Origin of the sequence: Pseudomonas sp. W2Jun17, assembly GCF_023127795.1 — a bacterium.
Lineage (GTDB): Bacteria > Pseudomonadota > Gammaproteobacteria > Pseudomonadales > Pseudomonadaceae > Aquipseudomonas > Aquipseudomonas synxantha_A.
In genome coordinates this window covers 331,067-343,462 of the sequence record NZ_SPKO01000024.1, presented here as the reverse complement: position 1 = coordinate 343,462, position 12,396 = coordinate 331,067, and the positions used below count along the sequence as shown (strand labels likewise).

The 12,396-nt window shown below is 59.8% G+C and carries 14 protein-coding genes; 3 read left to right on the top strand and 11 right to left on the bottom strand.

The annotated features are described in order from the left end of the window. Positions 1-65: 65 nt before the first annotated feature. From minE to minC, 3 genes are all read right to left on the bottom strand, one after another. Positions 66-320, bottom strand: a complete 255-nt coding sequence (gene minE, locus E4O98_RS13570) for a cell division topological specificity factor MinE (RefSeq protein WP_003175252.1) — start codon at positions 318-320, stop codon at positions 66-68. 3 nt (positions 321-323) lie between these two features. Beyond that, entirely contained in the window at positions 324-1,136 is an 813-nt protein-coding gene (minD, locus tag E4O98_RS13565; RefSeq protein ID WP_003192835.1) for a septum site-determining protein MinD, read from the bottom strand. A 199-nt stretch (positions 1,137-1,335) separates the two neighbouring features. Beyond that, positions 1,336-2,073 (bottom strand): septum site-determining protein MinC, encoded by a 738-nt coding sequence (minC, locus tag E4O98_RS13560; RefSeq protein WP_005789962.1) that lies wholly within the window; start codon positions 2,071-2,073, stop codon positions 1,336-1,338. A gap of 119 nt (positions 2,074-2,192) precedes the next feature. Here minC and E4O98_RS13555 point away from each other — a divergent pair, with 119 nt between their 5' ends. Next, the gene (locus E4O98_RS13555) at positions 2,193-3,128 is read left to right on the top strand and encodes a lipid A biosynthesis lauroyl acyltransferase (RefSeq protein WP_005789961.1); all 936 of its coding nucleotides are present in this window, start codon (positions 2,193-2,195) and stop codon (positions 3,126-3,128) included. A gap of 29 nt (positions 3,129-3,157) precedes the next feature. Then, positions 3,158-4,306, top strand: a complete 1,149-nt coding sequence (locus E4O98_RS13550) for a patatin-like phospholipase family protein (protein ID WP_032880110.1) — start codon at positions 3,158-3,160, stop codon at positions 4,304-4,306. 108 nt (positions 4,307-4,414) lie between these two features. Here E4O98_RS13550 and E4O98_RS13545 read toward each other — a convergent pair whose 3' ends face one another. The 8 genes from E4O98_RS13545 to puuE all read right to left on the bottom strand — a co-directional run bounded on the left by E4O98_RS13545 (position 4,415) and on the right by puuE (position 11,594). Continuing rightward, a complete protein-coding gene (locus E4O98_RS13545; RefSeq protein WP_005789957.1) occupies positions 4,415-5,200 on the bottom strand; it encodes an outer membrane protein OmpK in 786 nt (261 codons plus the stop codon). 15 nt (positions 5,201-5,215) lie between these two features. Continuing rightward, positions 5,216-5,596: a hypothetical protein gene (locus E4O98_RS13540; protein WP_248135498.1), complete on the bottom strand. Its 381-nt coding sequence runs from the start codon at positions 5,594-5,596 to the stop codon at positions 5,216-5,218. Positions 5,597-5,640: 44 nt separating this feature from the next. Then, complete coding sequence (locus E4O98_RS13535; RefSeq protein WP_032880111.1) at positions 5,641-6,984, bottom strand: nucleobase:cation symporter-2 family protein; 1,344 nt, start codon at positions 6,982-6,984, stop codon at positions 5,641-5,643. Positions 6,985-7,161: 177 nt separating this feature from the next. Next, positions 7,162-8,445, bottom strand: coding sequence for a urate hydroxylase PuuD (locus E4O98_RS13530; RefSeq protein ID WP_032880113.1), 1,284 nt, complete (start codon positions 8,443-8,445; stop codon positions 7,162-7,164). Positions 8,446-8,496: 51 nt separating this feature from the next. Further along, positions 8,497-9,000, bottom strand: coding sequence for an ureidoglycolate lyase (locus E4O98_RS13525; protein WP_005789953.1), 504 nt, complete (start codon positions 8,998-9,000; stop codon positions 8,497-8,499). A gap of 118 nt (positions 9,001-9,118) precedes the next feature. Beyond that, positions 9,119-10,114, bottom strand: coding sequence for an allantoicase (gene alc, locus E4O98_RS13520; protein ID WP_032880115.1), 996 nt, complete (start codon positions 10,112-10,114; stop codon positions 9,119-9,121). Between the two features lie 41 nt (positions 10,115-10,155). Further along, positions 10,156-10,671 (bottom strand): 2-oxo-4-hydroxy-4-carboxy-5-ureidoimidazoline decarboxylase, encoded by a 516-nt coding sequence (gene uraD, locus E4O98_RS13515; RefSeq protein WP_223018159.1) that lies wholly within the window; start codon positions 10,669-10,671, stop codon positions 10,156-10,158. Then, a complete protein-coding gene (gene puuE / locus E4O98_RS13510; protein ID WP_005789948.1) occupies positions 10,668-11,594 on the bottom strand; it encodes an allantoinase PuuE in 927 nt (308 codons plus the stop codon). The genes uraD and puuE overlap by 4 nt, the downstream gene beginning before the upstream one ends. A 401-nt stretch (positions 11,595-11,995) precedes the next feature. On the opposite strand from puuE, the gene uraH reads away from it, so the two are divergent. After that, positions 11,996-12,379, top strand: a complete 384-nt coding sequence (gene uraH / locus E4O98_RS13505; RefSeq protein WP_179119841.1) for a hydroxyisourate hydrolase — start codon at positions 11,996-11,998, stop codon at positions 12,377-12,379. Positions 12,380-12,396 lie beyond the last annotated feature (17 nt).

The window sequence follows — 12,396 nt, the reverse complement described above, 5'->3', positions numbered from 1 at the left end:
CGGCTCGCCCACCTGGTTCCCGAAGGATCAAGGTGATCGAGCCGCCGTGGCGACCGCCTTTTCGATCAACGATCGGGCAGGGTGATATTGAGTTCCAGAATCGAGCAGCTGCCGTCATTTTCCAGAGCGACATGCACGTCATCGTTGCCGATATTGACGTACTTGCGGATCACCTCGACCAGTTCCTTCTGCAAGGCTGGCAAGTAATCCGGCGTGCTGCGTTGGCCGCGTTCGTGCGCCACGATGATCTGTAGACGCTCTTTCGCTACCGACGCGGTACTTGGCTTTTTGTTGGCGCGAAAGAAGTCGAGAAATTTCATTGTTTAGTTGCCTCCAAAGATACGCTCGAAGAATCCCTTCTTCTTGACATCGAGGAAGCGGTGTTCCACGGTCTTGCCCAGCAAGCGATCGACGGCATCGCTGTACGCCTGGCCGGCGTCGCTCTGGTCGTCAAGAATCACCGGCACGCCCTGGTTGGATGCCTTCAGCACGGCCTGGGATTCCGGAATCACGCCCAGCAGGGTCACGGCGAGGATTTCCTTCACGTCTTCAACGCCGAGCATCTCGCCATTGTTGACGCGCTCCGGGTTGTAGCGGGTGAGCAACAGGTGCTCCTTGATCGGGTCCTGGCCTTCTTCGGCGCGCTTGGACTTGCTGGCCAAGAGGCCCAGCATACGGTCCGAGTCACGTACCGAGGAGACTTCCGGGTTGGTCACCACGATGGCTTCATCGGCGAAGTACATCGCCAGGTGAGCACCGGTTTCGATACCGGCCGGGGAATCGCACACCACGTATTCGAAGGTTTCCTTGAGCTCGGCGAGAACCTTGCCCACGCCTTCCTTGGTCAGCGCGTCTTTGTCGCGGGTCTGGCTGGCGGCCAGTACATACAGGTTCTCAAGGCGCTTGTCCTTGATCAGGGCCTGTTGCAGGTTGGCTTCGCCGTTCACCACGTTGACGAAGTCGTACACCACGCGGCGTTCGCAGCCCATGATCAGGTCGAGGTTACGCAAACCGACGTCGAAGTCGACGATGACTGTCTTGTGGCCGCGCAGAGCGAGGCCGGTACCGATAGCGGCGCTGGTGGTGGTCTTACCCACACCACCCTTGCCGGATGTAACCACGAGAATCTTGGCCAAGGTGTTTCACCCCTAAGGAAAAAGGACTTTCGGTCCCTGAAAAACATCTCTTGAAACTCGCTGCAGGCGGACAGCCTTTGCAGGAAAAAGATGGTGTTTCCGTAGGGAGGCACCAACTTCCAAATATTCCTACACAAGTCTTGCCGGTTTCGCTTTGCTATCAGAGTCTAGAGATGCTTGGAAAATGCGGCAGTATCCGTTAAAGCCGGATGATGTTCAACACATCGCCCGACAGGTTGACCTGTACCGAAGCCCCCCACAGTGGATCGCGGCGCAAATCTTCGGAAACCTTGTACTGACCCGCGATGGAAACCAGCTCAGCGGTCAACTGCTGGCAGAAAATCCGCGCTCTGGTATCACCCTTGATGCCGGCGAGGGCACGCCCGCGCATCGGGCCGTATACATGGATGTTGCCATCGGCGAGAAGTTCCGCCCCCGGGCTGACCGAGGAGATCACCACCAGGTCGCCGCCCTGGGCGTAAATCTGCTGCCCGCCGCGTACCGGCGAGGTGATGATCTTTGTCGGCTTGATCGCAGGCTCGGGTGGTTTTTCCGGTTTTTTCTTCTCTTCACCGACCAGCGGTTCCAAGGGACGCTCGCGGGCACCGGACGGAGGCAGTACTGGCAGTTCAATGGCGATGGCGGCGGCAATGTCTTCGATGCGGCTGGCACGAATCGCCAGGGTGCGCAGGCCATGGGAGCGGCACACGCGCATCAGCCCGGGCAAATCAATCACGCCCTGGCCGGCCGGCAGCTTGTCCAGCGCCAGCACCAGCGGGGCGTTGTTGAAAAAGTTTGGCGCCAGGGCAACCTTGGCGGCCAGTTGGCGGTCCAGGGCATCAAGGTCATTGCGCGCCAGTTCCAGCACGGTAATGGCGAGCATGCTGCCTTTTAGCTGGAACACGGGATCTTGGTCTAGCGGTTCGGTTTGGCTCATGGTCGGCGAAAGCGGCTTGTCACGAAAAGTGTCGAGACTTATAACGAGAACACTCACCCGCCGCAAGCCGAGTCGAACCGTTGTAGAATGCGCGGCCCTTGTCTTTACCGGAATCTGTAATGGATCGCCCGCGTTTTCGAGCTGTATTTCTTCACCCGCGTTTTTGGCTGCTATGGCTGGGGCTCGGCCTGCTGTGGCTGGTCACCCAGTTGCCGTACCGGGCGTTGTTGACCATTGGTCGCCTGCTGGGTGCGGGCATGTACCGCGTGGCTGGCGATCGCCGCCGTATCGCGGCGCGTAACCTTGAGCTGTGCTTCCCGGAAAAATCCGTGCAGGAGCGCAAACGCCTGCTCAAGGAAAACTTTGCCTCCACCGGTATCGCCTTTTTTGAAATGGCCATGAGCTGGTGGTGGCCCAAGCCGCGCCTGGCGCGACTGGCCCATGTCGAAGGGCTGGAACACCTCAAGCAGGCACACTTGGAAGGCAAGGGCGTGATCCTGATGGCCCTGCACTTCACCACCCTGGAAATCGGCGCGGCGCTGCTGGGGCAGAAACACACCATCGATGGCATGTACCGCGAGCATGGCAACCCGCTGTTCGATTTTATCCAGCGCCGTGGTCGTGAGCGCCATAACCTCGATTCCCTGGCCGTGGAGCGCGACGACGTGCGCGGTATGCTCAAGCTGCTGCGTGCCGGCCGGGCCATCTGGTACGCACCGGACCAGGATTACGGCGCCAAGCAAAGCATCTTCGTGCCGCTGTTCGGTATCCAGGCAGCTACCGTCACCGCTACCAGCAAGTTCGCACGCCTGGGCAAGGCGTTGGTGGTGCCGTTCACCCAGGAGCGCCTGGCCGATGGCAGCGGTTACCGATTGGTGATCCATCCACCGTTGACCGATTTTCCGGGTGAAACCGACGAAATCGACTGCCTGCGCATCAACCAATGGGTCGAAGCCTCGGTACGTGATTGCCCCGAGCAATACCTGTGGACCCATCGCCGTTTCAAGAGCCGGCCGCCGGGTGAGCCCAAACTGTATGAAAAGCGCCGTCGATAACGCTGATTTTTACCACACGGAGTGACGCAATGCGCTCAGTTGAACCGGTCACAGGCTTGATTCTTTCCGGCGGCGGGGCGCGAGCGGCGTATCAGGTGGGGGTGTTGGCGGCGATTGCCGAGTTGCTGCCACCGGGGGCGCCGAATCCATTTCCGGTGATTGTCGGCACCTCCGCCGGCGCGATCAATGCAGTGAGCCTGGCCAGTGGCGCTACCGATTTCTCGGCAGCGATCCAACGGCTGACGGCATTCTGGCAGGGCTTTCGCAGCCACCAGGTGCTGCGCAGCGACTGGCCTGGGGTAATACGCCAGGCCAGCCGTTTCCTCATCCACAGCCTATTGGGCCTGGGCGCCCAGGTGCCCGTGGCGCTGCTCAACAGCTCGCCACTGCGCGACTTGCTGCAAGAACGCTTGAACCTGGACGGCATCGACGAGGCTATTCGCCGCAAGCACTTGCAGGCAGTGGCGGTGACGGCGTTTGGCTATGAGTCCGGGCAAGCGGTGACTTTCTACCAGGGCGGCGGCACCATCGATGCCTGGCTGCGCCATCGGCGTATCGGCGTGCCGACCCAACTGACGGTGGAGCACTTGCTGGCGAGTTCGGCGATTCCGCTGTTGTTTGCTCCGGTCAAACTCGACGAAGAGTACTTTGGCGATGGCGCGGTGCGGCAGTCAGCGCCCATCAGCCCGGCTTTGCACCTGGGCGCCAGCCGCGTGTTGGTGGTCGGCGTGAGCGGCAATCCCAGGGGCAATGAAGCGTCGACGCAACGTACCTACACCGGCCAGCAACCGACCCTGGCGCAAATCGGTGGGCATATGCTCAACAGCACCTTCATTGACAGCCTGGAAAGCGATATCGAACTGCTGGAGCGCTTGAACCAGTTTAGTCGGGTTGTCCCTGTCGACGCCGCGGTGCAGGGCCTGGCGCCGGTAGACGTGCTGGTGATTGCGCCCAGCCAGCCTATCGATGAAATCGCGGCGCGACATCGCCAGGAATTACCGGCGGCGTTGCGCTTGTTCTTGCGCGGACCGGGGGCGACCAAGACCAGTGGGGCGGGGGTGTTGAGTTATTTGCTGTTCGAGGCGGGGTATTGCAGCGAGTTGATCGAGTTGGGGCGCAAGGATGCGCTGGCCAAGCGCGACGAAATCACCCGATTCCTCGGCCTGACGCCTAACTGAATGTGGGAGCTGGCTTGCCTGCGATAGCGGTATGCCAGCCAACACTGCTGGCACAGACACACCGCGATCGCAGGCAAGCCAGCTCCCACAGGGAACCGCGATCAACCTTTAGAAGTGGTACTTGACCAGGAAGCTTGCGGTGTCCTGAGTCGTCTTGAACGCGCCGCTGTCTTCAATCCCGTACTTGTTCTTCCAGTAGTCGTATTCAAAACCTACATACAACTGCTTGTCGCCCCAGTGCAGCGCCTTGCCCAAGTCGTATTTGACCTGCGGGTTGAAGTGCAGGTTGGCGTGATAAGTGCCACGGGCGTTTTTGTCGTTATCCACCACCCAGTCCATGAAACCGTCGATCAGCACGTCGGAGTTGCCCACGGGGATGGTGTACGACCACACCGGAGTGATCTGCCACACACCGTCACCCGGGCGATTGCCCTCGGTCTGGCGCTGGTAGAAATTCAACTGGAAGTAGTCGAAACCGGGGATGTTCAAGTCGAATGCCGGGCCCAGCAGGTAGGACTCGTTATCGCCCTCGCCGAACTCGTAGGTGAAGGCCAGCAGCACGTCCTTGATCGGGCCGAACGACAGGTCCTTGTCGAAAATCTTGCCGAACGACAAACGCGGGCTGAACTCGCCGTAGTAAGTGTTCGGGCCGACATTGCCGTCTTCCTTGCCGTTGTAAAAGATACGGTCGAGGAAGAAGAAGTTGTCGCCGTACTTCCATGCGTCGGCATGTTCGAAGGTGACGGTTTGCTGGATCTGCGGGTTGACGGTAAAGCTCTTGCCCCACAGGTAAGTCAGGCTGTTGTTCTGCCACTGCAACAAGTCACCGGCGACGGCCTGGCCACCAGCCAGCAGGGATCCCGCCAGCATCAGGCCTTTGAACATGGGTTTCATTCGGTTGCTCCCGAGTTAAAGTTTTATGGTTTTTTTTTCTTCTACGCAGGCGCTCTGGTATGGCGCCTTTTGGTTCGCTGCAAAAATCGTCTGTTCGGTCAGCTTTAATGCTGTTAGCAAGAGCTGCGCCAAGGTGTTTGAAAAGCCAAAAAATCCCCGTCGGCTGCAGCGGATGCAGTCGAATTCAGAGGACTTTTGCGCACTTTGGCAGCCAACATCAGGCCGGGATAAGTTGGCCTTGAAGTCAGCTTTTACATTCGCTGTTTTTTTTTGAGTCGATTCGAGCGGGCGCGGAGAATACTGGCTCCCAGGCCTGGGCTCAAGTGCGCTGTAACAGAGCGCGAGGGGCGAGAATGGGGCGCGGCGTGTGGCCGGCCCCGGTTGAAGGCTGTGCATGTGGCTGTTCCCTGTTTGTTGTTATTTTTGTACTAACAAAGGAATCAATGCGTATGGGCGACTTCGGGGCGTTCAGCGCCGCCGAGGATGTTGAACAGGATGTTCAGCGACAACGCGCTGAGTGTGGCCATGGCGATCCCGCTGTGGGTAATCGGGCTCATCCACAGTGGCAGTTGCGCGAAGAACTCCGGCCGTACCACGGGGATCAGGCCCATGCCGATGCTCACGGCTACCAATAGCTGGTTGCGACGGTCGGCGATGTCGGCTTCCTGCAGGATCTTGATCCCGGTCGCCGCCACCATGCCGAACATGGCTATCGCCGCGCCACCGAGTACTGCCGGCGGAATCGACGCGACCAGATAGGCGGCCTTGGGCAACAGGCTCAGCACAATCAGAAAGGCCCCGGCCATGATCGTGACCGAGCGGCAGCGCACGCCGGTCATTTGTACCAGGCCGATATTCTGCGCGAAGGAGGAGTGGGTAAAGGTGTTGAAGAAACCGGCAAAGAACGACGCGCCGGCGTCACACAACAGGCCACGGCGCAGCATCTTCGGGGTGACCTCCTGGCCGGTGATCTTGCCCAGGGCGAGGAACATGCCGGTGGACTCGACAAAGATAATCACCACCACCAGGCACATCGACAGGATCGGCGCCAACTCGAACTTGGGCATACCGAAGTGCAACGGCGTGACCACCTGCACCCAAGGCGCCTGGGCCAGGCCACTGAGGTCGACCATGCCGATAACGCCGCACAACCCATAACCCAGGCCCATGCCGATCAGCACCGAGATATTCACCCAGAAGCCGCGCATGAAGCGGTTGATCAGCAGGATGGTCGCCAGCACCAGGGCAGCAATCGCCAGATACACCGGCGAGCCGAACGTGGCGGCAGCGCTGCCGCCACCGGCCCAGTTCACGGCCACGGGAAACAGCGAGAGGCCGATGGCGGTAATGACGGTACCGGTCACCAGCGGCGGGAAAAAGCGCACGACCTTGGACATGAATGGCGCGATAAGGATGCCGAAGAACCCGGCGGCGATAGTCGCGCCAAAGATGCCTTGCAAACCGATACCGGGCATACCGGCCATGGCGACCATGCTGCCGACGGCGGCGAAGCTGGCACCCATCATCACCGGCATACGGATACCTACCGGGCCGATGCCGAACGACTGCACCATGGTGGCGATACCGGCCACCAGCAGGTCGGCGTTGATCAGGAAGGCGATTTCTTCACGGCTCAAGCCTGCGGCCTGGCCAATGATCAGGGGGACGGCGACGGCGCCGCCGTACATCAGCAAGACGTGTTGCAAGCCAACCAGAATCAGTTGCAAGAGGGGCAGCCGCACCATGGCGGGCGCGGCAGGAGTCTGCGTTTCTAACTGGGACATGCAACACCTCGAATCTTTTTATTTTTGTGTTGTTTGCAAAGCAATTTTCAAAACACGGCAGATCTCAATTGTGGGAGCTGGCTTGCCTGCGATAGCGCAGGGTCGGCAACTCATCCGGTGACTGACACACTGCTATCGCAGGCAAGCCAGCTCCCACATTGGTCCCGTGTGAAACAGTCAGTTGGTGCGGGCCCCCTGATTGATCCAGGTGCCGATCAGGTCTCTTTCCTGCTGGGTCATCTGGGTAATATTGCCCAACGGCATGATCTGGCTGGCCACGGCCTGCGCTTGAATACGCGCGGCCTGCTGCTGGATCTGTGTCGGTGTGTCGAACATCACCCCAGCCGGAGCGGTGCTGAACAACGGGCTGGTGGGCTTGGCCGAATGGCACACGGTGCAGCGTTGCTCGATCACATGGTGCACCTGGCCGAAGTCGGTCGTGGCCTGGGCCGGTGCCGGTTCAGCGGCGGGGGCGGCAGGCGCTGCGGGTTTCAAGCCACCGCCCAGGGCGGTTTCCGGCAGCGGCTGGTACTCGATCGCAGCAGGTGCCTTGGCAATCGGTTCTGCAGGTTTGGGCCCGGTTACATACGCCAGGCTGATCATCGCCAACGCGCCCACCGGCAAGGTCCACGCATACTTCTGGCTGTCATGCCGGGTGTTGAAGTAGTGCCTTACCAGCACCGCCGCCACTGCGATCCCGGCCAGGATCAGCCAGTTGTATTGGCTGCCGTAGGTACTCGGGAAGTGGTTGCTGATCATGATGAACAGCACCGGCAAGGTGAAGTAGTTGTTGTGGCGTGAACGCAGCAAGCCCTTGGCCGGCAGCGCCGGATCCGGTGTGCGGTTCTCGGCGATGGCTGCCACCAGTGCACGCTGGGCGGGCATGATGATGCGGAACACGTTACCGACCATGATCGTACCGATCACCGCACCCACGTGCAGGTAGGCGCCACGGCCGCTGAACACCTTGCTGAAGCCATACGCCGCCGCAATCAGCAGCACGAACAGGATCAAGCCGAGCAGGGCAGGGCGCTTGCCCAGGGCCGAGTCGCAGAGGAAGGAGTAGATGAACCAGCCGGCGAACAGTGAGCCGATGCCCAGCAATACGCCTTCGGTGCCGCTGAGGCTGCTGCCGGGGGCGAGCAGGTACAGCGTGGGGTTGAGGTAGAACACCACGCAGAGCAGCGCGACGCCCGACATCCAGGTGAAGTAGGCTTCCCATTTGAACCAGTGCAGGTTGTCCGGCATGGTCGGCGGAGCCAGTTTGTATTTTTCCAGGTGGTAGATACCGCCACCGTGGATCGCCCACAAGTCACCGGCCAGGCCGTTCTTGGGGTTGACGCGATTGAGGTTGTTTTCCAGCCAGACAAAGTAGAACGAAGCGCCGATCCAGGCGACGCCAGTGATCATGTGAACCCAGCGCACGCTCAGGTTCAGCCATTCCAACAGATGTGCTTCCACAGTCTTTACCTCTCGCCTGTCACCCTTGTTGTCGGGTGATCCGGCCTTCTCTTATTGGTGGGGGGCGAGGATCAACCGCTCATCCTCTTTGAAAAAATGCTCATCGCAGTTATTGCCTGTGCCACTGCGATCAACCACCAGGAAGTCATCCCGCTTTTCGATCGTCAGCACCGGGTGGTGCCAGACGCCGCGATGGTAATTGATGCCCTGCCTGCCGTTGGTAACGAAGGCGCGGACCAAGCCTGATACAGGTGCATCGCCAAGTGGCGCGACCACGATCAGAAAGGGGTTGCCGAGCAGCGGTATGAACGCCTGGCTGCCCAGCGGGTGTCTCTCCAGCATGCACACGGTCAGCGGCATGTCCTGCGCGTCGGCGCGGAAGATGCTGATGATGGCGTGGTCTTCAGGCTGTGCTGTTTCGACCGTTGCCAGTTTGTGAAAGCGCATGGTCGACCCGTTGTTGATCATGAAGTGATCGCTGCCATCGGTTTCGATAACGTCTCCGAAAGGGGCGAAGGCTTCTTTGGTCAGGGGTTCGATCATCAGTGTGCGCATGGCTGTCTCTTATCCGAATACTGTGTTGTTTGGTCTATTGCTATCGCGGGCAAGCCCGCTCCCACATTTGGAATGCATTCCCCTGTGGGAACTGGCTTGCCTGCGATGGCATCACCGCTTATTTCGACACTTTGCCCAGGACGCGCAGGCGACTCACACCGCCATCCGGGAACACATTCAGGCGGATATGGGTAATCGGCCCCAGCGCCTTGATCTGCTCGGCGAAGGTGTGTTCTGCGTGCATTTCCAGTTTCTGCGCCGGCAACAGTTCACGCCAGAACAGCGATTGGGTTTCGATCTGGCTGTCGGTGCCGCCTCTGACGAAGGCGCCCTGGATCGAGCAGGTGTCCGGGTAGTTGCCCTTGAAGTGCAGGGTGTCGACGATGATCTTTTCGATCTCGCCCGGGTGGCCCAACGCGACGATCACCCAGTCATTGCCCGGTGTACGACGACGCGCGGTTTCCCAGCCATCACCCATGTTGATGCCACGGCCCGGGTTGAGGATGTTGCTCATGCGGCCGAAGTGTTCATCGGAGCAGGCCAGGGCACGACCGCCATTGAGCGCGGCAGCCAGGTCGACCTGTTCGTTGTCGCCCACCGAAGACCAATCGCGGAACGGCACGCCATACACACGCAGACGGGCGACGCCGCCATCCGGGTAGATGTTGAAGCGCAGGTGGCTGAACGCCTGGTCGTTGTTGATCTCGTGGTAGTGGTGACTGTTGCCTTGCAGCTCTACCGCCGACAGCACTTCAACCCATTGGGTATTGGCGTCCGGCTCGCCCGAGGCCAGGAAGCAGGCTTCCAGTGAGGCCGACGGCGGGAAGTTGCCGGTGAAGAATGAAGTGTCGATGTCCACGCCTTTGATCGAACCCGGCACGCCCAGGCGGATCACCGCGCTGTCGTAGCCTTCGAAGCGCTTGCGGCGTGACTCCCAGCCGTCCATCCACTTGCCGTTGTCATCGAAAACGCCCTCCTTCCACACGGCCGGGGTCGGCTGGAACAGGCGGTTGGCGTCGGCGAACCAGTCATCGGTCACCGAGATGATCTTGGTGCCCAGGCGGGCGTCGGCCAGGTTGACGAACTTTTCGAAAGGTACGGCGTAAGCTTTCATTCTTCTTGTCTGCCTTGGATAGAGTGGCTGGGGATGGTCGTTTAGAGGGTCAATAAACGGAACAACGCGATCTTGTTGATCTCGTCCAGCGCGCACTTGAACTCGGTGTCTGTCGAGTTATGGATGCGCGTTTCGAACGCGGCGAGAATCTGGTGCCGGTTGCTGCCTTTTACCGCCATGATGAAGGGAAACTTGAACTTGGCCTTGTAGGCGTCATTCAGCTCGGTGAAGCGAGAAAACTCTTCGGCCGTGCATTGGTGGATACCGGCGCCAGCCTGTTCATTGGTGCTGGCTTCGGTCAGTTGGCCCTGGACGGCGGCTTTACCGGCCAGGTCCGGGTGGGCGTTGATCAGGGCCAACTGGCTTTGATGATCAGCGCTCAACAGGATATCGCTCATGCGCTGGTGCAGGATTTCGATCTGGTCGATCGACGCATCCTGGCCCAGCTCGAAGGCCTTTTCGGCTACCCATGGCGAATGTTCGTAGATGTCGGCGAAGGCAGCGACGAAGGCGTCGCGGCTCAGGGTCGACGGTTGCAAGGTCTGGAACGCAGTCATTTCGCCGCTCCCGTGCAGGGGTGGGTTTGGTGCCAGTGACGGGCGATGTCCACGCGGCGGGTGAACCACACCTGATCATGGCCTTTGACGTATTCAATGAAGCGCTTGAGCGAGGCCAGGCGTGCCGGGCGGCCGATCAGGCGGCAATGCAGGCCGATCGAAAGCATCTTCGGCGCTTCGGCACCTTCGGCATACAGCACGTCGAAGGCATCCTTGAGGTATTCGAAAAAGTCGTCACCCTTGTTGAAACCCTGCACCTGGGTGAAGCGCATGTCGTTGGTGTCCAGGGTGTAGGGGATCACCAGGTGCGGCTTGCCGTTAGGGGTATTGGGTTCCCAGTAGGGCAGGTCGTCGTCATAGGTGTCGCAGTCATACAGGAAACCGCCTTCCTCCATCACCAGGCGGCGGGTGTTGGGGCCGGTACGACCGGTGTACCAACCCAGCGGGCGTTCGCCGGTCAGCTCGGTGAGGATGCGGATGGCTTCGAGCATGTGCTCGCGCTCCTGGGCCTCGTCCATGTACTGGTAGTCGATCCAGCGGTAGCCGTGGCTGCAAATCTCGTGGCCGGCGGCGACCATGGCGCGGATTACATCCGGATGACGCTGGGCAGCCATGGCCACGGCGAAGATAGTCAGCGGTATGTCGAATTCTTTGAACAACTTGAGGATGCGCCACACCCCGGCACGGCTGCCGTATTCGTACAGCGACTCCATGCTCATGTTGCGCTCGCCTTGCAGCGGCTGGGCCGAGACCATTTCCGAAAGGAAGGCTTCAGACTCTTTGTCGCCATGCAGGATATTGCGCTCGCCGCCCTCTTCGTAGTTGAGTACGAACGACAGCGCAATGCGTGCGTTGCCCGGCCAGTGGGGGTGAGGAGGGTTACTGCCGTAACCGATCAGGTCGCGTGGGTAGTCAGCGCTCACTGCAGTCTTCCTTCTTGTTCGTGGTAGCTAGGTGTGTGGCGGCCGGGCAGTGGAAAGACTGGGTGGCGTCACAGCGATGAGTGATTGTATACAACTTATCGCAAACTTTGTAAGCCTGCATTTCTGCATTTTTTCTGAACGGTCTGTCTGCAAGAAACTTGCCTAAGTGGTCAGGTTAAAATGAAAAAGCCCACTGCGGGAGCGAGCTTGCTCGCGAAAACCCTGAGGGCGCCACTTTTCATTCTGAGAGCCCGCGTCATCGTTGGCGTTTTTCGCGAGCAAGCTCGCTCCTACAGGAGGGTGGAAGCGCTGTGAAATTTATTGTGTACAATTTTTTATAAAAGTGTCTTAATCGGCCATCGCCGGCTTTTTCACTGCCCTGAAAGAGTGCGGGTTTCTCTATGACTGACTTCGGGAGGCGCATAAAAGCCATGGGACGTTTGACCACACACGTTTTGGACGCCGCACACGGCTGCCCCGGCAGCGCGATCAAGGTCGAGTTGTATCGCGTCGAAGGCGCGCAGCTTGAACTGGTGGGTAGCGCCGTGACTAATAGCGACGGCCGTTGCGACGCGCCGTTGCTGCAAGGCGATGACTACCGCAGCGGTGTCTACCAATTGCAATTCAGCGCTGGCGACTACTACCGCGCCCGCGGTGTGCAACTGCCGGAGCAGGCTTTTCTCGACGTGGTGGTATTGCGTTTCGGCATCAGCGCCGAACAAGACCATTACCATGTGCCACTGCTGATTTCGCCTTACAGCTACTCCACCTATCGCGGTAGCTGAGTCGTCACCTCGCTTCA